This window comes from Flavobacterium frigoritolerans (genome assembly GCF_025847275.1).
Classification (GTDB): Bacteria; Bacteroidota; Bacteroidia; order Flavobacteriales; family Flavobacteriaceae; genus Flavobacterium; species Flavobacterium frigoritolerans.
Window position 1 is genome coordinate 186,574 of sequence record NZ_JAOZEV010000004.1, and the last position, 23,417, is coordinate 209,990.

The following is a 23,417-nucleotide window of genomic DNA, read 5'->3' on the forward strand; positions in this document are numbered from 1 at the left end:
CACTTATGGCACAATCTGCACTATTGAATGCTTCCATCTTAAAGAAAGTGGCTATGGCTCTTTCGGGAATATTCTTAATCACGTTTTTAGCGCTGCATGTTTCTTTAAATTTTATTTCTATAATTAGTGAAGAGGTTTTTAATCAGGCTTCTCACTTTATGGGGTATAATCCGCTGATTCAATATGTAATGCAGCCAGTTTTGGCAATCGGAGTAATTTTCCATTTTGTAATGGGATTTATACTGACTCTTCAAAATAGCGCTGCAAGACCAATTGCTTATGCAAAATACAATGGAGCAGCAAATGCTTCTTGGACTTCTAGAAATATGATTATTTCTGGATTGGTTATTTTGGCATTCTTAGGATTACATTTTTATGATTTTTGGATTCCAGAGGTCGCATACAAATATGTAGCAGGTACTGCACCCGACGCTACAAGATATTACGGAGAATTGGTTCATAAGTTTCATGACCCAATCCGTACAGGATTATATTGTATTTCTTTTGTGTTATTAGGATTTCACCTATGGCACGGATTCAGTTCTTCTCTTCAATCTATGGGAATGAACAACAAGTACTCTAGATCTTTAAGTAGATTCGGTTATGGATTTGCGGTAGTAGTACCAGCACTTTTCGTGATAATCGCATTATTTCATCATTTCAATAATTAATATAAATTATAATGGCATTAGATTCAAAAATTCCACACGGCCCAATATCGGACAAATGGACAGATTATAAAGATCATATTAATTTAGTAAACCCTGCTAACAAACGTAACTTAGATGTTATTGTTGTTGGAACTGGTTTAGCCGGAGGTTCTGCAGCAGCGACTCTTGCTGAATTAGGGTATAACGTAAAAGCATTTTGTTTTCAGGATTCACCACGTCGTGCGCACTCAATTGCAGCACAAGGGGGAATTAATGCAGCAAAAAACTATCAAGGAGATGGAGATTCAGTTTTCCGTTTGTTTTATGATACAGTAAAAGGGGGTGACTACCGTGCGCGTGAAGCAAACGTTCATCGTCTTGCTGAAGTTTCGGCTAATATTATCGACCAATGTGTGGCTCAAGGAGTTCCATTGGCTCGTGAATATGGTGGTCTATTGGATAATCGTTCTTTTGGAGGAACTTTGGTTTCTAGAACTTTTTATGCAAAAGGACAAACCGGACAACAATTATTATTAGGAGCATATTCTGCAATGAACCGTCAAATCGGTCGTGGAAAAATCAAAATGTATAACCGTCACGAAATGCTAGATTTAGTTATTGTGAACGGTAAAGCAAGAGGTATTATTGCTCGTAACTTAATTACAGGAGAAATCGAAAGACATTCAGCTCATGCTGTTGTTATTGGTTCAGGTGGTTACGGAAACGTATTCTTCTTGTCGACAAATGCGATGGGAAGTAATGCTACTGCAGCTTGGAAAATTCACAAAAAAGGAGCGTTTTTTGCAAACCCTTGTTACACACAAATTCACCCAACATGTATTCCAGTTTCTGGAGATCACCAGTCAAAATTGACTTTGATGTCTGAATCTTTACGTAATGATGGTCGTATTTGGGTGCCTGCAAAATTAGAAGATGCAAAAGCGATCCGTGAAGGAAAGAAAAAACCAACAGATTTATCTGAAGAAGAAAGAGATTATTACTTAGAAAGAAGATATCCTTCATTTGGAAATTTAGTTCCTCGTGACGTTGCATCTCGTGCTGCTAAAGAGCGTTGTGATGCAGGTTTTGGAGTAAATAAAACAGGTGAAGCAGTTTACCTTGATTTTGCTGCAGCAATACAGCGTTATGGTAAAGAACAAGCTTATATTAAAGGTTTGGATGCCAACGATAAGAATCTAGTTATTAAATTAGGTACTGAAGTTGTAGAAAATAAATACGGAAACTTATTCCAAATGTATTTAAAAATCGTTGATGAAAATCCATACGTAACACCAATGATGATTTATCCTGCAGTTCACTACACAATGGGTGGAACTTGGGTTGATTATAATTTAATGACTACAATTCCAGGATGTTTCTCTATCGGTGAGTCTAACTTCTCTGATCACGGAGCAAACAGATTGGGAGCTTCTGCATTAATGCAAGGTTTAGCAGATGGATATTTTGTATTACCATACACTATCGGAGATTATTTATCACCAGATATTAAGATGGGAGAAATTTCTACAGACTTACCAGAATTCGTAGAAGCTGAGAAAGCTGTAAAAGACCAGATCGAAAAATTCCTTAACAATAACGGTACACATTCTGTTGACCATTTCCATAAGAAATTAGGGAAAATTATGTGGGACAAAGTTGGTATGGCTCGTAATGCTAAAGGATTAAATGAAGCTATTGTAGAAATTGCCGCTTTACGTGAAGAATTTTACAGAGATGTAAAAGTACCAGGAAAAGCGAATGAGTTTAATCAAGAATTAGAGAAAGCGACACGTGTTGCCGATTTCTTGGAGCTAGGTGAATTGTTTGCGAAAGATGCTTTACACAGAAATGAATCTTGTGGAGGTCACTTCCGTGAAGAATACCAATCTGCAGATGGAGAAGCACAACGTGATGATGAAAACTTTGCTTATGTAGCAGCTTGGGAGTACAAAGGGAAACCTAGCGATGCAGTATTGCATAAAGAAGAATTAGTTTTCGATAATATTAAATTGGTAACTCGTAGTTATAAATAGCAATTAGTTAAAAGACAAAAGTCTCAAAGTTAAATGACTGAATGTTAATTGACTTTCGACTTTCGACTTTATGACTTTCAAACTAAAAAAGTATGAAACTTACATTAAAAATATGGCGTCAGAAAAACGCTGAAGATAAAGGAGCAATCGTAGATTACCCAATCGACGGTATTGAACCAGATATGTCTTTCCTTGAAATGCTAGATGTTCTTAACGAGCAATTAATAAATAAAGGAGAAGAGCCAGTTGCATTTGATCACGATTGTCGCGAAGGAATTTGCGGAATGTGTTCATTATTTATTAACGGTGAGGCGCATGGACCAGATAGAGGTGTAACAACTTGTCAATTGCACATGCGTATGTTTAAAGATGGAGATACGATTTTTATCGAGCCATTTAGAGCAAAAGCTTTCCCTGTAATTAAGGATTTAGTTGTTGACAGAAGTTCTTTTGATAGAATTCAACATGCAGGAGGATTTATCTCTGTAAATACTTCAGGAAATACAATTGATGCAAATACAATTCCGATTAACAAACACGATGCAGATATGGCTTTTGATGCAGCTACATGTATTGGTTGTGGAGCTTGTGTTGCAACTTGTAAAAACTCATCAGCAATGTTATTCGTTTCTGCTAAAGTATCTCAATATGCTTTGTTGCCACAAGGTCGTATCGAAGCTACAGATCGTGTTTTAAACATGGTTCATCAAATGGATGCTGAAGGTTTTGGTAACTGTACCAATACTGGAGCTTGTGAAGTAGAATGTCCTAAAGGAATTTCTCTTGAAAATATTGCACGTATGAACCGTGAGTATTTATCTGCAAGTTTAAAAGGATAATCTGAAATAAAATTCAATTTAGTTTTTATAAAAAACGCATCCATTAGATTGGATGCGTTTTTTTGTTTATAATAAACATTTAAGTTTTAAGTTCTCTAAATTAATCTTAATGTTGCTCTTGAATTGCTATTCGTAATACAATTGCGAAGCGCTTATTTCTTGTTTTTCTTTGCCTTCTTGTCGGATAAAGCACTGTAAGGTTGAGCTTCCCGATGCGTCAAAATAACTAATGTTTATTTTATGAAATCCTTTTTCGAGTTTTGCTGCTCCGAAAGCCTCATTAATCCAATGTCTTCCGTCGTTATCAACAATAAGTTGGTTATCGATAAATAATTTGGCTCCGTCATCTACAATAGTAGAAAATTCATATTGTGCTGTTTCGGGAATGTAAATATACCCTTCAAACTTTAAGCCCATATATAGGTTCTCCTTTGATTTGTATTTCTTCATTTCTATTACGCCTTCATGTATTCCGGATTTTACAAATTTTATGGTGTCGAGTTCAAGTGTTTGTTGCACAAGTTTATTTGTATAAGAATATTTTAAGCCATTTTTTGTTGGTTTAAGCGTTAGTGCAGGTTGGGTTTCTGAATTTTTAACAGAAATTGTGGTAATAGAACTTCTTCTTCCACTTGGGCTTATCTGGACTACTTTTATATTTCTAAATTCTCCTTTTGGGATGTAAACAGTAACAGGTTTTTTGTAATTGCTGGCAGTTTCATCTGGATTGTAACCGTCGATGGTATAGAAAATTTGTCCATTTTTAATTGTGGGTTGCATCTCCAGTATATATTTGGAAGCTATAACTGCGGTATCTTGAATTCCAAACGGAGCAGGGACTTTGTATAGTCTTTTTTGAGATTCTAATTTTTCTATATGATGCGGAAATCTTTTTAGCATTAAATTAGGGTAATTTTTATTCTTTGTTTCTGTCCAAGCGATTTCTGCAAACGGAAACAATCGAGGATAAAGCATATAGTTGAGCTTTGCTGGGCTTGTTATGTATTCTGACCAGATATTAGCCTGAACGCCATAGATGTATTTTTGTTGTTCTATGGTTAAACTATCTACTGGAGTTGGGTTGTAGTTATATACTTCGTGTACAGTGGTTAAACGCCCAACGGATAGTGGTTCTTGCAATGAATATCCTTGATTATGATCGAAATAAACATAATCTTCAGGTGTCATAATTACTTTATGCTTTTCTTTAGCAGCTGCAATACCGCCAGATTCTCCTCTCCACGACATTACTGTGGCATTAGGCGCAAGGCCTCCTTCTAGAATTTCATCCCATCCAAAAATCTGTCTCCCATTTGCGTTAAGATATTTTTCCATGCGTTTTATAAAATAACTTTGTAACTCATGCTCATTTTTTAATCCTAGTTCTTTTATTCTTCTTTGGCAATTCGGACATTTTTCCCATCTTGATTTTGGGCATTCGTCTCCGCCAATATGGATGTATTCGCTAGGGAAAAGTGCCATTACTTCTTTTAAAACATCTTCAAGGAAAGTAAATGTTTCTTCTTTGCCTGCGCAAAATACATCTTCAAAAACTCCCCAAGATTCAATTACTTTTAGGTCTGATGAAGAGAAACAGGCTAAATTTGGATAAGCAGCCACGGCAGCAGATGCATGTCCTGGCATTTCAATTTCTGGAATGATGTTTATAAAATGTTCTTCGGCAAATTTTACAACATCTTTAATTTCTTCTTGTGTATAATAGCCTTCGTAGGGAATATTGTCAAAAAATCTTGGAAATCTTTCGAACTTATTTCCAACAAGGGTTTGTGCTCTTTTTGATCCAATTTCGGTTAGCTTCGGGTATTTTTTTATTTCAATTCTCCAGCCTTGATCATCGGTTAAATGCCAATGAAAGTTGTTTAGTTTGTAATATGACATTTGGGCAATGAAATCCTTAATAACTGCTGTTGAAAAAAAGTGACGACAAACATCAAGATGTAAACCTCTGTATTGATATCGGGGTTGATCTATGATTTCAACGGTTGGTAGTTTTATCTGAGAATTAACGGTTGAATTATTTGGTAGGAGCTGCAGTAAACTTTGTACAGCATAAAATAAACCTTGTTCTTGACCCGTAACAAAAATCCCTTTCGGAGTAATATTTATTTTATAGGCTTCTTTGTTTGTTTTTGTTGAAGCTGGTTCAGTTGTAAATTGAACTAGAATGTCTGCTTTCTTTTTTGGAGCGTTTTTGTTTATAACAGATTCAAAAATCTGAGCTGTTTTAAGTTCTTTAGGAGTGTATTTGTTGTTCTTAAAAACAATTTTTATTTGTCCTTTTATAGTGATGCTGTCACCAGTTTCTTTGTAGGAATTTGGCGCCGGGATAATGGTAGTATTGTTTAAAGTCTCTTGGGCATTGCCTAAAAAGCAACATAGTATTAAAATAAATAAGAGTTTTTTTTTCATGTTTGGGTTTTGATTGGTTAAAAACAAATTTAAAGTTTATAATAGTATGAGTTGTTTTTTGTGCAAAAAAATTGCATTATGTGTTTTTGTGTTTAATGTGTTGTTAATGATAATGTTGTGTTATTTGTTTGCTCTATTTTTATTTTAGTTAGCAATATTATTGCATTATTTGCTTATTTTTGTTCTAATAAAAAGAATCTTATGAATGATAATGAATTGGTGAATTACACCAAGGAAGAAAGAAAAGCTCATATTTTAAAAGAGATTAATTTGCATACCCGAGTGAGTTTTGATACTCTTTCAAATCAGTTGTTTGTTTCAGAAGATACCATACGAAGAGATATAAATGAACTTGAATCGGAGTCATTATTGATAAAAGTAAAGGGTGGAGCAATGACAAAGGCTTATCACCATTCGTCGGTTAGTCAAACTTATGCGGGTGAGGCTAAACAAATAATTGGAAAAAAAACTGTTGGATTGCTTCATGACGGGATGGTTTTACTTCTTGGTGGAGGAACTACGATTAGGGAGTTTATCCGGTTAATTCCAAATGATTTAAATCTTACAATTTTTACTGTAACTGTTTTGTCTGCAGTTGAGCTTTTGGATAAACCCAATGTCAAAGCTATAATGATTGGAGGAAGTATTTCTCCTTATAGTCAAATGTGTGTCAGTGGTGATGTATATCATCAGTTATCAAGTATTAAAGTTGATTTATTAATTCTAGGTACAAATGCTTTAGATATCGAGGGTGGTTTTTCAGATTCAGATTGGGATACTGTTCAAGTAAAGAAAGCAATGATTCAATCTGCTCGAAAAACTGCTATACTTACTATATCCGAAAAATTGGATACTGTACTTAAGATGAAAATTGCCAGCCTATCCGAAGTTGATTTTGTAATTACTGAGGTTGATCCAGATCATGAAAAACTTCAATCGTATAAGCAGGCAGTTCCAAGTTTGACATTTGTTTAATGCCAATTTTTCATTAAGAAGTTTATCCAATTTTGATGGAATATTTTTTTTAAATCTTCCTCAGAGTAACCATGGCTTCTAAAGACGAAAACTAATTTTTGTAAATCTGCTATGGTGTCTAAATCATATGGCGTTTGTTCTGTTCCAAATGCACCATCGAGATCTGAACCTATGCCAATGTGATTTGCATTTCCTGCTAACTGGCATATGTGATCCATATGCTTAAAAACAGTTTCTAAGTTGCATTGCATATCAATTGGGGTAGAAACGCCTCTTTGCCAATTGGAAACTAACATCCAGGCATCTAAGGCGCCTCCTATTATTGATCCCCTATTGATAAGTTCTTTAATTTGATCATCGCTATATTGTCTGTTATGATTTACTAAGCTTCTGCAATTATTATGACTTGCCCAAATTGGACCGCTAAAATTTTCTAATGCTTGCCAAAATGCATCATCACATAAATGAGTTGCATCCAGGATAATATTTAAGCGTTCCATTTCTTTAAGTAATTCGATTCCTTTTGCTCCCATTTTTCCGGTTGAATCGGTTCCGTTGGCATAACGGCCTGGTCCATAATGTGCTGGTCCGATAGCTCTTAATCCATAGTTGTATGCTTTTTCGACATATGATATATCAATAATTGAATCTGCACCTTCTAAACTTAAGATGTATCCAATAGGTTTTTTATCATTTGGCGTGCCATCGTTCCACAATTCAATTTGTTTTTGAAGGGATTTCTTATCGGTTATTGCAACCATTTCGCCTTCTTCTTCCATGCATTTGTACCATGCAACTTGCGCCTGAGTTTGTGCCCAAGCTTGTTGTGGAGAGTTCCAGCCCGGAATTACACTGTCTGGTTTTACAAATCGTGCTATTTGAGTTGCTACCACAATACCAATGTTTCCTTTTCTTAAATCAGGAAACGATACAGTAGCTTTTTCTCTATCAGGTTTGTCATTCATTCCTTTTTCTAAATGGCGTAAGGTGGTTACATCATTTCTTAAATCTCTGTTCCATTCCATAGCATTCATGCTTAGGTCTAGGTGTGCATCAAATATGAACATAGCGTTGCAGTGTTTTATTTTTAAATACTTATTTTTTTATTACGCGCAAGGACATCCCATTGTGTGTAAATGTCATGCTGAGTGTTTATGACTTGAACTGTTTCGTATAGAGCACAAGTTGGGCAAATATGATAGGGAATAGCATAAATGGTGTCTCCTATATTGTATGGTTTGTTTCCTGTATTTTCTAATACTAGGTGTTCTTCTGAATGAGATATTGGAATTAATTTGTCATCGTTTAAAATAGTGAGACGTTTGTCTATCGAATTTTCGGATGCTACAGATTTATATCCAATATCGATGCATAAAGTGTTTGTTGTGGGTTTAGAAATGACTGTTCCAACTAAAACGGCTGCAGGTTTGAAATTTTGTTCGGGCAAATTAGTTTGATAATTAATATCCCAGAATACAAATGTACCAGGGCTGCATTCGACATTTTCTTGATTGCTATAAAAAGGGAATGTATTAGAACCTCCAGCAACAATCTTTAATTTGTAATCTAGCTTTTGTTCTAGTGTAGAAAGTTTATTGGTTATTTGAGCAAATGTATCTGATGCTTCTTTAGTTCGTTGTTCATTCGTGCCTTTTAAATGACCGTCATAGATATGTAATCCTAAAAATTTTATATTGGGTAAATTGATCATTTTGTAGATTAAATGATCCCAATCGCTTTTGTAGTTTATGCCAGTTCGATCCATTCCAGCATTTATGTCAAGATAAATGTTTAGTGTTATGTTGTTTTTTTTACCCAATTCAGATAATTCGTTTGCTGTGTCTAAATTATCAACGATGGTTGAGAAAATAAGATTTGGATATTTTTGTAGTAAAGTAATCCAGCGTTGTTGCTTTAATTTGGTGGGTTGATAGGCTAATAATATATCAGAAATATTGTGGATTGCACATAATTCTGCCTCTGCAATAGTTGCACATTTAACCTTGTCTATCTGGTATGTTTTATACAGATCGAGAATTTCTCCTAATTTATGTGTTTTTATATGGGGTCTTAATTTTTGAATATCACCTCTGACCGATTCAATTAAATGTTCGATGTTATATTGAATGCGGTCGATATAAAGTGCTAAAAAGGGAGTGTCAATATGTGTTTCTGGATTTATTTCCCACCAATTACTTTTCATGTCTTTTATTTTTTAGATTTTTCAACTATTGAGATTAGGTTTTTAAAAACTTCATATGATTTGTTATAATCCAATTGTAATAAAATTTCTTTTGAAAACAAATGAGAGCCAATGCCTACGCAAACTGCACCTGTTTTAAACCAGGATTTTAGATTGTTTTCTTCTAATGTTACACCACCACTTGGCATTAGTTTTAAATTAGGAAAAGGTGCTTTTATTGCCTTTATATAATTTGGTCCTCCTATCATATCGGCAGGAAAAAGTTTTACAATTTCGGCTCCTAATTTGTTTGCGTGAATGATTTCGTTTAATGTAGCTGCGCCAGGAATCCAGTATAAATTATTCTTAAAACAATAGTTGCCTATTTCTGGATCGGTATGTGGGCATATAATGCAATCAGCGCCTAGTTTATGATACCCTTCGGCATCGTTTAGAGTTAAAATTGATCCTACAGCTAACTTAATATTTAGATTATTTGTGTTTCTAAAATTTACCATTTGAGCAAAAACTTCTTTTGCATCTGGTGAACGTGCTGCAAATTCGATGATTTTGATTCCCGAATCTGAAGCAGATTGTAGTATTATTTCGGCAGTTTTAATCCCAATTTGTGTAACCAAAGGGAGTACTCCTTGCGTTTTTAAAATATTGTACATCTCGTAATTATGTTTTACCTATTAATTCTGTTGCTTGAGCCGTTCTTGATAAAATGATTTATTTCTTCGGATGTAGTTATGGCAAAATCGCCTACTATGCTTTGTTTTATAACACCACAAGCCGTTGCCCAATTGATGCATTCTTGTCCGGATAGATCATTCTTAAGGCTATAGAGTAGTCCTGCGGTGAAAGCATCCCCTGACCCGATTTGATCAGTTACCAGATGTATTAAATATGACTTTGATTCGTAAAATTCACCCTCATGTAATAACATGCCGGAATACAAATGTGTTTGACCTTCTGATTTTCTGAAACTCATAGCAAGTGTCTTTAAGTATGGCATTTTCTTTTTTAGTAACTCGTAAGTTTTTAGAAACCGATTTGAATCGGAATCATTCTTATCTGTTTTAATGCCAAAATATATTTCCGTTGAATCTAAATCGGCAATAGTAATTGTACTGTAATAAAGCAGTTCTGGCATAATTTCCGAAGGGTTTTTTCCATATTGCCATAGTTTGGTACGAAAGTTAAAATCTGACGATATTGTTATGCCTTTGCGATGAGCCGATATTATCGCTTTTTTGCATACTAAACTGGCTTCGTTTGAAACTCCTGGGCTAATACCAGACCAATGAAAATGTGTTGTGTCTTTAAGTACCTCATCCCAATTAATTTCATTTTCACTGATCGTTGCAAATGCGGAATTGTTTCGATCATAAATTACTTGCGATTGTCTTATTTGGTTGCCAGATTCAATAAAATATAAACCAATTCTATCTCCTCCGTAGATGCAGTTTGTAGTATCTACTTTGTATTTATGGAGCTCGTTTAATGCAAGTTGAGATAAGTCGTTGTTGGGTAAACGAGTAACGTAATTGGTATTTATGCCTAACTGTGAAAGTAATACACAAACATTTGCTTCGGCTCCACCTATATGAACCTGCATTTCTTTGGCTTGTGTAAATCGGTTACCATGAGCAACACCCATCCGCAATAATAATTCACCAAATGTTGTAATTTTTGTTTGTGAAGATTTCGTTTTCATTTTTTATAAAAAGTATTTAAATTTGGGTTGTTAAGAGCATATTTTTTATCTCATCGAAAGAAAAACCTTTTTCCGATGTGGGGTTCAATTGCTTTTAATATAATTCAAAAATAGCTTCAACTTCTACAGGGATATTATCGGGTAATGATCCCATTCCTACAGCACTCCTTACCCCGATTCCGTTTTCTTGTCCCCATATTTCAGCAAATAATTCACTACAGCCATTAATTACATAAGGATGTCTTAAGAAATCGGAGCTGCAATTAACCATTCCGAGTACTTTAATGACTCTTTTTACTGCGTTAAGACTATCAAAATTAGTAACAATGGTAGATAACATTGTTAATCCTACTTGTCTTGCTGCCAGCTTTCCTTTCTCAATATCCATGTCATCTCCAATTCGCCCTATAATTAATGATTTGTCATCTCTTACTGGTCCGTGTCCAGATAAGTATAAGTATTTACCATCTATTAAAAATGGTTTGTATATTCCAAGAGGCATAGGCGCTGGGGGTAACGTTAGGTTAAGCGTTTCAAATTTTTCTTGTGGTAATAAGTTCATGATAATTAGTGTATAAAAATGTTTAATATAAAAATAAAAAGAATTCCAAGGACAGATACAAATGATTCCATCACTGTCCATGATTTAATTGTGTCTTTCATGCTAGTCCCAAAGTATTCTTTGAACATCCAGAATCCAGGGTCGTTTACATGTGAGCACATGAGACTGCCTGCACCTATTGAAAGAACCAGTAAGTTTGGATCAAGTCCTTGTAATTTTAATAATGGTAATAGAACGCCCGCGGTCATTAAACCAGCAGCTGTAGCTGAGCCAACACAAATTCGTATTAATGCAGCAATTAGCCAGGCTAATAAATAAGGATGGATGTCTATTTTTATTAATGAATCAACAATAGTATGGCTAACGCCACTTACCATCATTATTTCTTTTAAGCTTCCGGCTCCGCCAATTATAAGTATTATTAGGGCAACGTCTTTAATGGCTACTGCATATTCATCCATGATTGTTTTCATGTTTTTACCTGTACGAAAGCCTAATGTGTAAGTGCAAATTACTAATGAAATAAGCATGATAATACTAGGCTCTCCTATTGTTTGACATAGTAAGGTTACTTGTTCATTTTTCCAAATTAATGGTAGTAATGAGGTAATTGTTAAACCGAAAACAGGGAAAAGCGAAGAGGCTATACTAGTAAAAAAACTAGGTTTTTTAGTTAAATTCAGAGGTTCTTCAGTTGGAACTACTGTGTTCTTGTCATCGGATTTAATATTCTTAAGTGTGTTTGAGAATAGTAGGCCAGCAATAAGAATAGTTGGTATAGAAACAATGATGCCGTAAGTTAAAACCAGACCGATATCTGCATTTAATATATTACTTAACGCCATTGGCGAAGGATGCGGGGGCAAGAAGCCATGTGCTACCGAAAGAGATGCAAGCATTGGAATAGCTATGTATACTTTGGGTAATTTAAATTGATTGGCTACAGAAAAAATTAAGGGAACCAAAAGTATAAAGCCTACGCTGTAAAATAGAGGAATACCAACTATAAAGCCTGTAATCATTAAGCCTAGACGAACATATTTTTCCCCTGTCCATTGCATTACTGTTTTTGCAATTACAGATGCTGCGCCAGAAGTGACGGTAAGTTTACCAATACAGGTTCCAAAAATAATGATTAAGGAAATTGATCCGAGCATATCGCCCAGTCCTTTTTGAACTGTTCCGGTTAATGTTGTTATTGGCAGACCTAATGCGAGGCCTGCCAATAAAGATGTTATGATAAAGGCAATGAATGGATTGATTTTGAACCATGTTATTTGTAGCACTAAAAAAATAATGCATGCCGAAAGAATTAAAATGCTCATTTAATTTATTTATTGTTACTATTTATCCCACCACATTCTTGTTGTAAATGTATCGCTGCCTTGGCGTTTAACAGCTTCTGCTAAGTTAGAAGAATTAACAGAATATTCGGCAGTTGGATACTTGAAACGTCTTGGTATTGTGCCGTTTGTCACATTTCCTGGGAAGTTTACAGGGGTTAAAATTGGATAGCCAGTTCTTCTCCAGTTTGCATAAACTTCTTGCTCGTCTACAAATAAAGCAATCCAGAATTGGGTGTGTATTTGATTCATTTTTTGATCAAACGTTCCTCCTGATAAATATGGATTCGCAGTTAAATAAGGAGCTGCATCAGTTATGGTGTACGCAATACCATAAATTCCAGCATTTAGAAAAGAAGCTTTTACGGCTTTTTCATATAAACTTTGATCTGACTCTCCTGTGTACCATCCTCTAAGTGCGGCTTCAGCTAGATATAAATTAGTCTCGGCATTACTGAGTATAACAAGAGGAGAATCGACTTTGAGAACAGTGTTTTGGTTAGGTTCAGAGTAAGTGGCTTGCTCTATTGGTGACGGAGCTATTTTAAGTCCATTTGGGAAACCTTTTTGTATTGCTAAACTTGAGTTTTGTACAGTACCTTGCCAAACACCAGCGTATATGCTAATCCTTGGGTCATTTGTTGTTTTTAATACATCAATAAAGGTTTTGCTAAGTTTTCCGCCTTCATTATTTTTTTGCCCATAAGATGCTTTTGCATAGTCAAGACTTATGGGGTCTAAAGCAGAAGGATTACGATTTATATCGTTTGGTCCGTCGGTATATTTCATTATTGCATTATCACCAGTATTCAGGATTACTCCGCCAGCAATTGCTCTGTTTACCCAAGTTTTAGAAAGTGCAGGGTCAACTTTGGATAATCTCATTCCTAAACGCAGCATTAATGAATAGGAGAATTTTTTCCATTTGTTAATATCGCCGTTGTATATTAAATCAGCTCCCCCAAAGCTTGGTTTGGAATCGTCTAATGCTAATGCTGCTTCATCCAGTTCTTTTAGTAGGTCTTTGTATATAAATTCCTGACTATCATATTTAGGTAAAAAGAGTAAGTCTGAATTTGCTTTTGCCGCTTCAGAATATGGTACGTCTCCGTATAAATCTGTAATTCGGTGAAATAAATAGGCTCTCCAGATTCTTGCAATATTTAATTTGTTACTGTTGTTTGAATCACCTTTTAGCGCGTTTATTACAATTGTTACTTCATTTATTGAATTTGGATATATTCTGGCAAAAAAAGCAGAGTAGTAAACTTCGTTGTCAAGATATTTGTCTCCAGCTCCTGATGCTTCTTTGTAGGTCGAATAATGTTGCATCATTTGGCCACATTCAATAATTGAAGTGAAAAAATAATTATTGTTCAAACCGTCAAGCTGAGATCTGCTAAATATAAAATTTGGAGTAGCTTTATCTACTGCATTTGGATTTGTATTGATTTCCTCAAAATCTTTGGTACAGGCTGTTATGCTTAATAAAAGGATACCTGTAACACATAGGGTTGTTATTTTTTTCATGCCTTTTAATTTTTATATTTTAACATTTAAACTTAAACCGAAACTTCTGGTTCTGGGTACGCCAAATTGTTCTATACCTTGAGCATTACCAGCGCTAAAAACTGATTCGGGATCAACGTTTGGGGTTTTCTTATAAAGAATGAATAGATTTCGGGCAACAAATGAAATGGATGCGCTTTGAATTACTGATAGCCCTTTTATTTTGTTAATAGGTAATTGGTATCCAATAATTACTTGTCTTAATTTTACGAAACTGGCATCATAAATAAATTCGGATGTTATGTTTTTTAATCCATCGTAATAAGTTCTTAAGTTTTCGGGAGCAATAACCATATCTACTGTTGCTCCATTTTTATCTACACCTTTTATAGGCAACCCATCTTCACGTCCTTCCAAAGTAAGTTTTGTTAATCCCATACGTGTGCCATATAAATCGGTGCCAGAGTATAGGCTACCTCCAAATTTAGCGTCTATCAAAAAGCTAAATGTTATTGCTTTGTATCTAAATTCATTACTAATTCCTGCTCCCCAAGGATGTACGCCCTGACCTAGTTCTTCAAGAGGGCCTCTTTCAATAGTTGCTGAACCGCCACTAACATTATAAACAGTATTTCCATTTGAGTCTTTAAGGGGTTTATATCCTTTTATTATACTATAAGGTCTGTTGACATCGCTTGAAATAATTGCATAATTGTTTACTGAAGAAGCCATTGTTATGGAGGTTAATTGATCGGTTAGTGCTTCAACGGTGTTTTTGTTGTATGATCCGTTGAAAGTAACATCCCAAGAGAAGTTTTCAGAACTCATGATTTTTCCATTGATTAAAAGCTCTACGCCTTCATTTCTCATTCTTCCAAGATTTAATAAAGAAGAAGTTGCGCCAGATGCATTAGAAATCGTAGTTTCTACAATGTCATTGGTAGTTGCGCGGTTATACCATGCAAAATCAATATTCATGCGATTGTTTAAAAAACCTAAGTCAGTACCTAATTCGAATGTTGTCGATGTTAGAGGGCTTAGCGTTGGGCTGGGTACTCTTGAGCTAGTTGGACCTTGGAGCTGCTGTCCGTTATGTCCGCCTTGAATCATAGAGTAAGACGGATTCAATGCATACGGGTCTGGAGTAGCTCCACCTACTTGTGCCCAAGAGGCTCGTAATTTTGCAAATGAAATCCAGCTAGGCATAGTTAATATATCTGAAACTATTAAACTTGATCCAATAGAAGGATAGAAAACCGTGTTGTTCTCTTTAGATAGTGTAGAGAACCAATCCTGACGTCCTGTGAAGTTTAAAAAGAATACATTTTTATAATCTAAATCTATTGCACCGTAAACGGAGTTGGTTTTTGTTTTTCCATAAGGATACGTATAGTTTACCGTTTTTAAGTTTGTTAGAGAGTAAAAGTCATCTAGAACAAATCCTGTTCCATCTACTCTTACTTCATCTCTTAATGTAGTTCTTGAATTAACTCCTACTAATGAGCTTAGTGAAATTCCTCTATAGATGTTTTTCTTGGTATAATTAAGTATTGCTTCAGAATTAATATTAGATAATATCATTTTTGAACCCTGAACATAACCATCAGGTGTGTTTAGGGATGTTTTAGGGATGTATCCGAAGAATTCATAGTTTGTGTAATCTTGACCTATGCGCCCTTGTAAAAACAAATCAGGAGTGAAATTCAATTTTAGATTTGCCATTCCTACAAAACGATTTTTAGTGTCGTTGTTTTTAATTCTATTGACTACAAATTGAGGATTTGTGGCAACAGGTACTGGATTCCAAGCTACTTCTTTCCCGTTTTGATCATATCCAGGTGCTAAATTTCGAATATCTACTGTATTTGCAATTAAATAAGTTCCCCAGTTTGGATTTGCTTCAGCGTCAGATAGTGTTGGTCTGTTATTTGATTTTTCTAGATTGTATTGAGTTACAACATCAAATTTTAGCCAATCGGTTAAGTTTACATTGCTTGCTAAATTAATCGTTTTACGATTAAAGTCAGCGTTAGGTACAATGCTTTCGCTATTCATATTTGAGAATGAGAGACGACCAGTGGCTTTTTCAGAACCTCCAGATAATGCAATGGAGTTTATATAAGTGACTCCTGGTCTGTAGAAATTTTTAATATTATTTTTTTGTGGGCTATATGGTCTTTTTACCCCGTCAAATTGAATTACATCTGTTCCGTCCATTTTTGCTCCCCATGACCAGCGGCCAGTAGCTATGGCTTCATTTTGGGTTAATGGTTTCTTACCGGCATCTCCAGCTCCGTATTCGTATTGCCAATCTGGAATAACAGCTGGTGTTTCTAGTGTAAATGATGTGTTGTAGTCTATCCCGATACCTTTTTGAGCGGAGCCTCTTTTGGTTTGAATTAAGATTACTCCATTGGCAGCATTAGCGCCATATAAAGCCGCAGCGGTTCCTCCTTTAAGAACAGTTATAGACTTAATGTCGTCTGGATTTATTAATGCGGTTCCATCTCCTCTGTCAACATTTAATTTCGGAGAACCTGGGGCATTCCCGATTCCGGGTAGATTAAGTTGCGTATTGTCTATAGGTAAGTCATTTACAACATACATAGGTTGGTTGTTTCCGTTTAAAGAGCCATTTCCTCGTATTACAACTCTAGTCGAGCCATTTGGTCCTGTTGCTGTGCTGCTAACATTTACTCCAGCAATTTTACCGACCAAAGCATTAGAGATATTAGCTTCTTTTGCTTTATTAAACTCAGATCCTTTTAGTTCGGTTACTGCATAGGTTAGCGATTTGCTTACTTTTTTAACGCCTAATGCAGTGACAAAAACTTGTTCTAAAACATTTTCAGATGGTTTTAAGCTTATGAATAATGGAGACTTTCCATTTATTTTTGATTCGACAGTTTCATAGCCCATATAACTGACAATAATAGAATTTTCATTTTCTGGTAGGCTTAGTTTAAAGTTCCCATCTTCATCAGTAATTGTGGCTATTTTATTGTTGTTTTTTGCATATATGGATGCTCCGGCAATGGGCATTCCATCATCTTGGCCAATTACTTTGCCTGTAATCTCGATTTGATTGATGCTTTGTTCTATAAAATGCTTTTTTATTGCAAACACATGAGCATTTCCTGAAAAAATAATTCCTCCAATAAAAGTTAGAGATAATAGTTTTGTTTTCATAATTAACTGATTTACATGAGTTTAATTTGTTCTTTGGTTTTTGTTAGTAATCAAATATAAATAATTAATCATTATGATTCGCAATATTTTTGCATAAATATTGCAAAAATATTGCAATATTTTTTTGTTTAATGTTTTTTTATTCCCAAAAGAGTGATGTTTGTTGAGGTGGCTGGCTTTGGAAAAGAAACTATTATAGACTAAAATCGGAATCATTTTCAGTGTAAAATCAATATAATTATTGAAGGGTGAGTGTTTTTTTGTGTTTTTGTATTGTTTTTATTACTGTTATGTTTGTGTTAAACAGAATAAGATAGGTATAATCTTTCTTAATTGTAGTTTTTAGTTAAAGCTAAAAAACGTAATTACTGTAAGTCGGGTAGTTTTGCAGTAAATTGGGGTAATTAAAATTTAGTGAATAGAAGGAGTCTTTGTTGTTAAATACTATAAAGTAAAAAATATGATTTAAGAAAAACGCAACTTTTATATGATGAATTCGTTTTCTAATAAGTGAATTGCAGCCTTTGTTTGTTTTAGAAAAAAGCATAGGAAATAAATAGTTCTTGTGAATTATGTGTTATTATTGAATTGAAATAGTATGTTGGTTCTATCTTTAACTGTAGCGATTTTACGTTTTAAAATTATAGTGCCATCCGCAATTCAAAATAAATTGCGAACGACACTATTTCTTTGTGGTATTAAGGGGGGGCAATATTTGATTTATTATGACTTATAAATTAGTCAACATCCCACCAAACTTTAGCAAGCCAATTATTGTTGTTGTATTTTGCACTTGCGGCTAGAAAGTTTGCTTTGTTACTAGTGGATTCCTCTGCAGGATAAGGCAACCTTTTTGGTATAACTCCACCTGTGCTTGATCCATTATTCGTTATCTTAATTAAAACTGGAAAATCAGTTCTTCTGTAATTGCTATACGCTTCCATTCCGTTTAGAAAGAATGTAAGCCATTGTTGTGTTGCAATTTCTTCTAGTTCTTTTCCTCGAGTAAGGCTTTTTGTAGCTAAAAATGCTGCAACTGCATTGTTGTCGATAATGCTAGCGTCCTTAAAAATTGACCATTGTCTGATTCCTGCTTCGATTCCTTTTTTGTAAAGATCATCTACATTGCCAGTGTATAATCCTCTAAAAGAAGCTTCTGCTAGAAGTAGCATTGATTCTGAATAGGTGAGATGTAAGTAAGGTGCGTTATTCTCGTATAAATAAGGTTTAATAGTTGCTAAGTCAAGGATTCCTCCTGGACCTGGATGTCTCCCGCTAGAATTGTTAGGATTTAGTCCTACATAGTTTCCGCTTGCATTAGGTGAAAACCATATTTTTTTTCTAGGGTCATCTCCTAATGTGTTTATTAAAAGTGAAGTTGGGTAGTCTTCGACGGCTCCATTTCCTTTTAGGGCATGAGACATTCCGTTCCCATTGTTTAGGGCTCCTGCTGTTTCTGCTGGAGAGGAATCATGTTTCATATAGCAATTGTCTTCATTGCTGGTAAATATCCCATTGGTAACGGCTTTTTGAATTTGTTCTTTTGCTAATGCGGGATCTACTTTCGAAATTCGCATAGCACAACGTAGTCTTAATGAGTTTATCATTTTTTTCCATTTAGACACATCGCCTGCATAAAAAAGGTCTCCTTTTATTGGATCAGACCCAGTTTGTATTTGATTTTGAGCTTCGTCCAAAAGTTTAAAAAAGTCTGTATAGATGTCTTTTTGACTGTCATATTTTGGATAGAAAATTTTCTGGTAGTAGCCTAATCCAGCTTCTGAATAAGGTACATCTCCGTATAAGTCTGTTAAACGTTGAAAAACCATAACTTTTAAAGTTTTTGCGACGCCATTTAAGTTGGTGTATTCTGATTTTCCGTTTGTTCTTTCAAGAACATCTACCAAATTACGGACAATCCCGCCTCCATAGTTTGAGTTCCAGAGTGCTGATTGATAATCAACGTTTGAGGCGTAATAAGCACCAAAAGTGGATGTTGGCCATGATCCGCTAAGGTGTTGAATGAAACCTTCTCCGTAGATGAGGTTAGCCCTCCATTGTTCAAACCATCCGCCAGATAAGGCTGCTTGTACTCCAGTTAATTGTATAGAGGGGTTAATGGTTACGAAAGCTTCAGGATTGGTATTTGTTTCTCTAAATGTTTCGTCATCGGCACAATTAATTGTGGTAAGTAGTAAAATTGCACCTAACACATATTTGGGTACTTGTATTATGTATTTTTTCATTTTGCTAAAATTTGATTGTTAGAATGATAATTGTAAGTTAAAACCATAAGATCTTCTATATGGTAAAGATCCGTATTCAAAACCTTGTCCGTTACCACTTGTATAAGTAGATTCAGGGTCTATATTTGGTACTTTTGAGTAAATAGTCCACAAGTTTCTTGCGATAACTGAAAATTTAAATCTGTCGAATCCTGTTCCTTTTAGCCATTTTTTAGGGAATTCATAACCTAAAGAGGCTTCTCTTAGTTTTACATAAGAGGCATCATAAATGAAAGGCTCTGCAGTGGTATCTTCTCCATATAGGCTTCTCCAATACGTTTGAGGGTTTACTGGCGTAGTATTATTTTCGTATCCAGTTATATTACCATTGCTGTCTTTGATTTGTTTAACACCTTCTACTATAAGTCCTGCTCCTGGCGCTAATAGTAAGATCTCTCCTGGTGTTTTTCCGGCGGCTAATTGTTGAGCTACCCAGCCGTTAAATTCTTCTCTTCCTTCTAGAGTCGCATTTGTTAACCCAGTTGAAGAAGCATAAGCGTTAGTCATAGAATACATTTTACCTCCAAATTTCATGTCTATATTTGCGCTTAGGCTAATTCCTTTGTATGAAAATTCATTGGTAACTCCGCCAATCCAGTCTGGGGCTACTCGTCCTAAGTTTTCTAATGTTTGTGTTAGTACAGGAAGTCCATTTGCTCCTATGATAACTTTTCCGTCTGGAGATCTTTCGAATTTTTTACCATAGATTTCCGTGGAGCTTTCTCCTACTTTTGCAATAATTTGTGCACCTGCCCATCTTGCGTTAGATACTATTTGTATGTCTGTAGTACCTGTTAATTCTAATACAGTATTTTTGTTTTTAGCAAAGTTGAAAGTTAGATCCCAGTTAAAACCATTTTCATTTCTGAAAATTCCTGCTTTTATCAAAGCTTCTATACCTTTGTTCTCTACAGTTCCTGCATTTGCATTAGCGCCTAAGAAACCAGATGTTTGGGATGTGCTTAATTGAATCAGTTGGTCTTTGGTTTTTGTGTAGTAATAAGAAAAGTCTATCTCTATTCGGTTTTTAAAGAATCCTAAATCGATCCCTGCTTCATAGCTAGTTGTAAATTCTGGCTTTAGTGTATTGTTTGGAATGACATTGCCTGAAACTGAACCGATAGGGTTTCCTAATAAAGGTCTTCCTTGTATATTATAGGTAAGGGCTGTTGCATAAGGTGTTTCTAATGCTTTTGCAGTTCCTGCCCAAGAAGCTCTTATTTTTCCAAATGTTAGTATGTCGTTCTTTATGTTTAAACCATCAGTGAAGATGAAGCTTGAGGAAATAGAAGGGTAGAAAAATGAATAGTTGTTATTGTAATCAGAACTAGCAGCAGAAGCAAGTGTTGAGTTCCAGTCATTACGGCCTGTGAAGTCTAAAAACAAATAATTTTTATAATTAGCTCTTAAGTAAGAATATAAGGAGCGTACTAGTATTTCGTCATTAGTTTTAGGATTTAATACGCTTGAAGTAAAATTAGACTGCTTATTTTGACCTTCAGAAATCATATTGGTAAGGTTGCTTCCAGTGGTAATTCTTTGAGAATTTCGTTGGTTGGCACCTACTCCTAGGGATATATTAAAATCACCTATTGATTTTTGAGCATTTAATAATGCTTCGGTATTGTATTCTTGAAATGTAATGTCATTGTTGTTTAACGATCCAGTTTGTCTCCCGGGCCATGTTGTTCCAGCGTTAACAAAATCAAATGATTTAAAGTTAAATCTATCGATTCCAGCTCTACCTGTAGCGGTTAACCAATCTGTAATAGCATAACTTGCGCTGAAGCTACCTAAGATTCTATTTTTTTCTGTTTCGTTTTTGTTTTCATTTATTACAAAATAAGGGTTTAATCGGTAGGGATTTGTGTTCCATAGGTAATACTTACCGTTTTCATCTTCGTAATTTTTTAACCAAGCTTGGTCAAAATTTGGTGCTAGTCCGGCTACAGATAAGCCAAGATTACTAGCGTCATCTCCTAAAGAAGGTCTATTGTTAGTGTCTTCTACGATATAGCTAAACTTAGCATCTATTGTTAATTTCTTTATTTGAGAGTTTACGCCTAATGAGAATGTATTTCTTTTAAAATCATTTTTAGGTATAACATCAGTAGCATTTAGATTGGAATAGTTTACTCGGTAAGTTGTGTTCTCACCACCACCAGAAATGCTTAAACTGTTGTTTGTGGTTACTCCTGTTCTAAAAAAGTCTTTTATGTTGTTTTTTATATGTTGATACGGTTTGTCAGAGCCGTCAAAAATTCTTATCATGACATCTGGAGATCCAAATTTTGGTCCCCATGCATTTGTTGTTGCATTTCGAACACCGTTTGGGTCATTAGGATTTGGTAACTGCCCATCTGATCCTGAACCATATTGTGTTTGATAGTCTTTGTATTTTGTGCTAACTTGATCAAAAGTTGTTGTACTATTCCAGTCAGCTCTCAAAGAATTTTTCTTTCCTTTTTTTGTTGTAATAACAATAACACCATTGGCACCACGTTCTCCGTAAAGTGCGCTGGCAGCTCCTCCTTTTAGTACAGAAATATTTTCAATATCATCCATGTTTAGACTTGATAATCCATCTCCATTGTCTGTTCCTTCGGCCCATTTCCCTGCTTTTGGATCGGTGATTCCAGCTAATCCTGTGTTCCCTAAGGTAACTCCATCTACAATATATAGAGGTTGGTTGTCTCCACTTACAGATCGGTTTCCTCTAATGACAATACGAGAACTACCTCCTATACCAGCTGCAGTTTGAGAAATGTTAACTCCTGCAACTTTTCCGTATAATGATTGAGCAATACTCAATGTTGGGTTAGCGGCTAGTTCTTTTCCTTTTATGTCTTGAAAAGAATAACCAAGTTCTTTTCTTTCTCTTTTTATTCCTAAAGCGGTAACTACTACCCCAGAAAGTGCAGTTGCAGCAGCTTCTTTTAATTGTATGTTAATTGTGTTGGAGTCACCTATGAGTACATTTTGTGTTTCTAGTCCTAAAAAAGATACAGTAAGTGTTTTTCCTTTTTGTACTTCTATAGAAAATTTACCATCAAAGTCGGTAGTTACGCCTCTTTTTTCGTCTTTTACAGCTATTGAGGCTCCTGGTAGCGAAATACCATTAGAGTCGGTGACAGTTCCTTTGACTGTCTTTACTTGTGCTAGGGTAATTTGCACAGTAAATAAAAACATAATCATTAAAATAGTTTGTTTCATTGTATTGGTTTTTTGTTAGTGTATTATAAATTATTGGTTGTTATATTCTATAATTCTGCCTAGTAGAATCAATGGGTTTTCTGGTTGATTCTTTTTAGGAGTTCTTGCTATTGATTTTGATCTTAGCTTTAATAAAAACAGATTATGACAATAAGTTTAGTCATGTGGTTTTTATTTTTTATTGCAAATTAATTTGCAATATTTTGGAGTAGTGTCGACTCTAGAAGACTCTTAGAGGGTATTTTTTTTTCATGATTAAGGTGGTTTTAAGTTTTTATAGGTTTTTAATTAATTGCCAAATATATAATTAATTCTTATCCGTTGAAATTTTTTTGCATAAATATTGCAATATTTTTGCAATATTTTTTTAGATAATGTTTTTTTATTCGAAAAAGATTGATGTTTACTGAGTTTGGCAGTTTTTTTAAAAGGAGTAGTTTTAAGTTGGGGCTTAATGAAAATGATTTATCGAAAAATAATATATTTA

15 protein-coding genes are annotated in these 23,417 nt (G+C 34.9%); 4 read left to right on the plus strand and 11 right to left on the minus strand.

Features of this window, described 5'->3' with window-relative positions:
- Positions 1 to 5 precede the first annotated feature (5 nt).
- The 3 genes from OIU80_RS07270 (at position 6) to OIU80_RS07280 (ending at position 3,522) form a co-directional block, all read left to right on the plus strand.
- On the plus strand, positions 6 to 671 hold the full coding sequence (locus tag OIU80_RS07270; protein ID WP_264286375.1) for a succinate dehydrogenase cytochrome b subunit: 666 nt from the start codon (positions 6 to 8) through the stop codon (positions 669 to 671).
- Positions 672 to 682: 11 nt separating this feature from the next.
- Positions 683 to 2,683: a fumarate reductase/succinate dehydrogenase flavoprotein subunit gene (locus OIU80_RS07275; protein WP_264286376.1), complete on the plus strand. Its 2,001-nt coding sequence runs from the start codon at positions 683 to 685 to the stop codon at positions 2,681 to 2,683.
- Between the two features lie 92 nt (positions 2,684 to 2,775).
- A complete protein-coding gene (locus tag OIU80_RS07280) occupies positions 2,776 to 3,522 on the plus strand; it encodes a succinate dehydrogenase/fumarate reductase iron-sulfur subunit (RefSeq protein WP_264286377.1) in 747 nt (248 codons plus the stop codon).
- A 126-nt stretch (positions 3,523 to 3,648) separates the two neighbouring features.
- Here OIU80_RS07280 and OIU80_RS07285 read toward each other — a convergent pair whose 3' ends face one another.
- Positions 3,649 to 5,952 (minus strand): family 20 glycosylhydrolase, encoded by a 2,304-nt coding sequence (locus tag OIU80_RS07285; protein WP_264286378.1) that lies wholly within the window; start codon positions 5,950 to 5,952, stop codon positions 3,649 to 3,651.
- Between the two features lie 201 nt (positions 5,953 to 6,153).
- On the opposite strand from OIU80_RS07285, the gene OIU80_RS07290 reads away from it, so the two are divergent.
- Positions 6,154 to 6,927, plus strand: coding sequence for a DeoR/GlpR family DNA-binding transcription regulator (locus tag OIU80_RS07290; protein WP_264286379.1), 774 nt, complete (start codon positions 6,154 to 6,156; stop codon positions 6,925 to 6,927).
- Here OIU80_RS07290 and OIU80_RS07295 read toward each other — a convergent pair.
- From OIU80_RS07295 to OIU80_RS07340, 10 genes are all read right to left on the minus strand, one after another.
- On the minus strand, positions 6,924 to 7,994 hold the full coding sequence (locus OIU80_RS07295; RefSeq protein WP_264286380.1) for a dipeptidase: 1,071 nt from the start codon (positions 7,992 to 7,994) through the stop codon (positions 6,924 to 6,926). The genes OIU80_RS07290 and OIU80_RS07295 overlap by 4 nt on opposite strands.
- 20 nt (positions 7,995 to 8,014) lie before the next feature.
- Positions 8,015 to 9,130, minus strand: coding sequence for a D-TA family PLP-dependent enzyme (locus OIU80_RS07300; protein ID WP_264286381.1), 1,116 nt, complete (start codon positions 9,128 to 9,130; stop codon positions 8,015 to 8,017).
- A gap of 5 nt (positions 9,131 to 9,135) precedes the next feature.
- Entirely contained in the window at positions 9,136 to 9,783 is a 648-nt protein-coding gene (locus OIU80_RS07305) for a bifunctional 4-hydroxy-2-oxoglutarate aldolase/2-dehydro-3-deoxy-phosphogluconate aldolase (protein ID WP_264286382.1), read from the minus strand.
- Between the two features lie 14 nt (positions 9,784 to 9,797).
- A complete protein-coding gene (locus tag OIU80_RS07310; RefSeq protein WP_264286383.1) occupies positions 9,798 to 10,829 on the minus strand; it encodes a sugar kinase in 1,032 nt (343 codons plus the stop codon).
- 94 nt (positions 10,830 to 10,923) lie between these two features.
- On the minus strand, positions 10,924 to 11,391 hold the full coding sequence (locus tag OIU80_RS07315; protein ID WP_264286384.1) for a RidA family protein: 468 nt from the start codon (positions 11,389 to 11,391) through the stop codon (positions 10,924 to 10,926).
- Positions 11,392 to 11,396: 5 nt separating this feature from the next.
- Entirely contained in the window at positions 11,397 to 12,716 is a 1,320-nt protein-coding gene (locus OIU80_RS07320) for a GntP family permease (RefSeq protein ID WP_264286385.1), read from the minus strand.
- 18 nt (positions 12,717 to 12,734) lie between these two features.
- Entirely contained in the window at positions 12,735 to 14,264 is a 1,530-nt protein-coding gene (locus tag OIU80_RS07325; protein WP_264286386.1) for a SusD/RagB family nutrient-binding outer membrane lipoprotein, read from the minus strand.
- 12 nt (positions 14,265 to 14,276) lie between these two features.
- A complete protein-coding gene (locus OIU80_RS07330; RefSeq protein ID WP_264286387.1) occupies positions 14,277 to 17,432 on the minus strand; it encodes a SusC/RagA family TonB-linked outer membrane protein in 3,156 nt (1,051 codons plus the stop codon).
- A 737-nt stretch (positions 17,433 to 18,169) separates the two neighbouring features.
- Positions 18,170 to 19,678, minus strand: coding sequence for a SusD/RagB family nutrient-binding outer membrane lipoprotein (locus OIU80_RS07335; RefSeq protein ID WP_264286388.1), 1,509 nt, complete (start codon positions 19,676 to 19,678; stop codon positions 18,170 to 18,172).
- 18 nt (positions 19,679 to 19,696) lie between these two features.
- On the minus strand, positions 19,697 to 22,930 hold the full coding sequence (locus OIU80_RS07340) for a SusC/RagA family TonB-linked outer membrane protein (protein WP_264286389.1): 3,234 nt from the start codon (positions 22,928 to 22,930) through the stop codon (positions 19,697 to 19,699).
- Positions 22,931 to 23,417 lie beyond the last annotated feature (487 nt).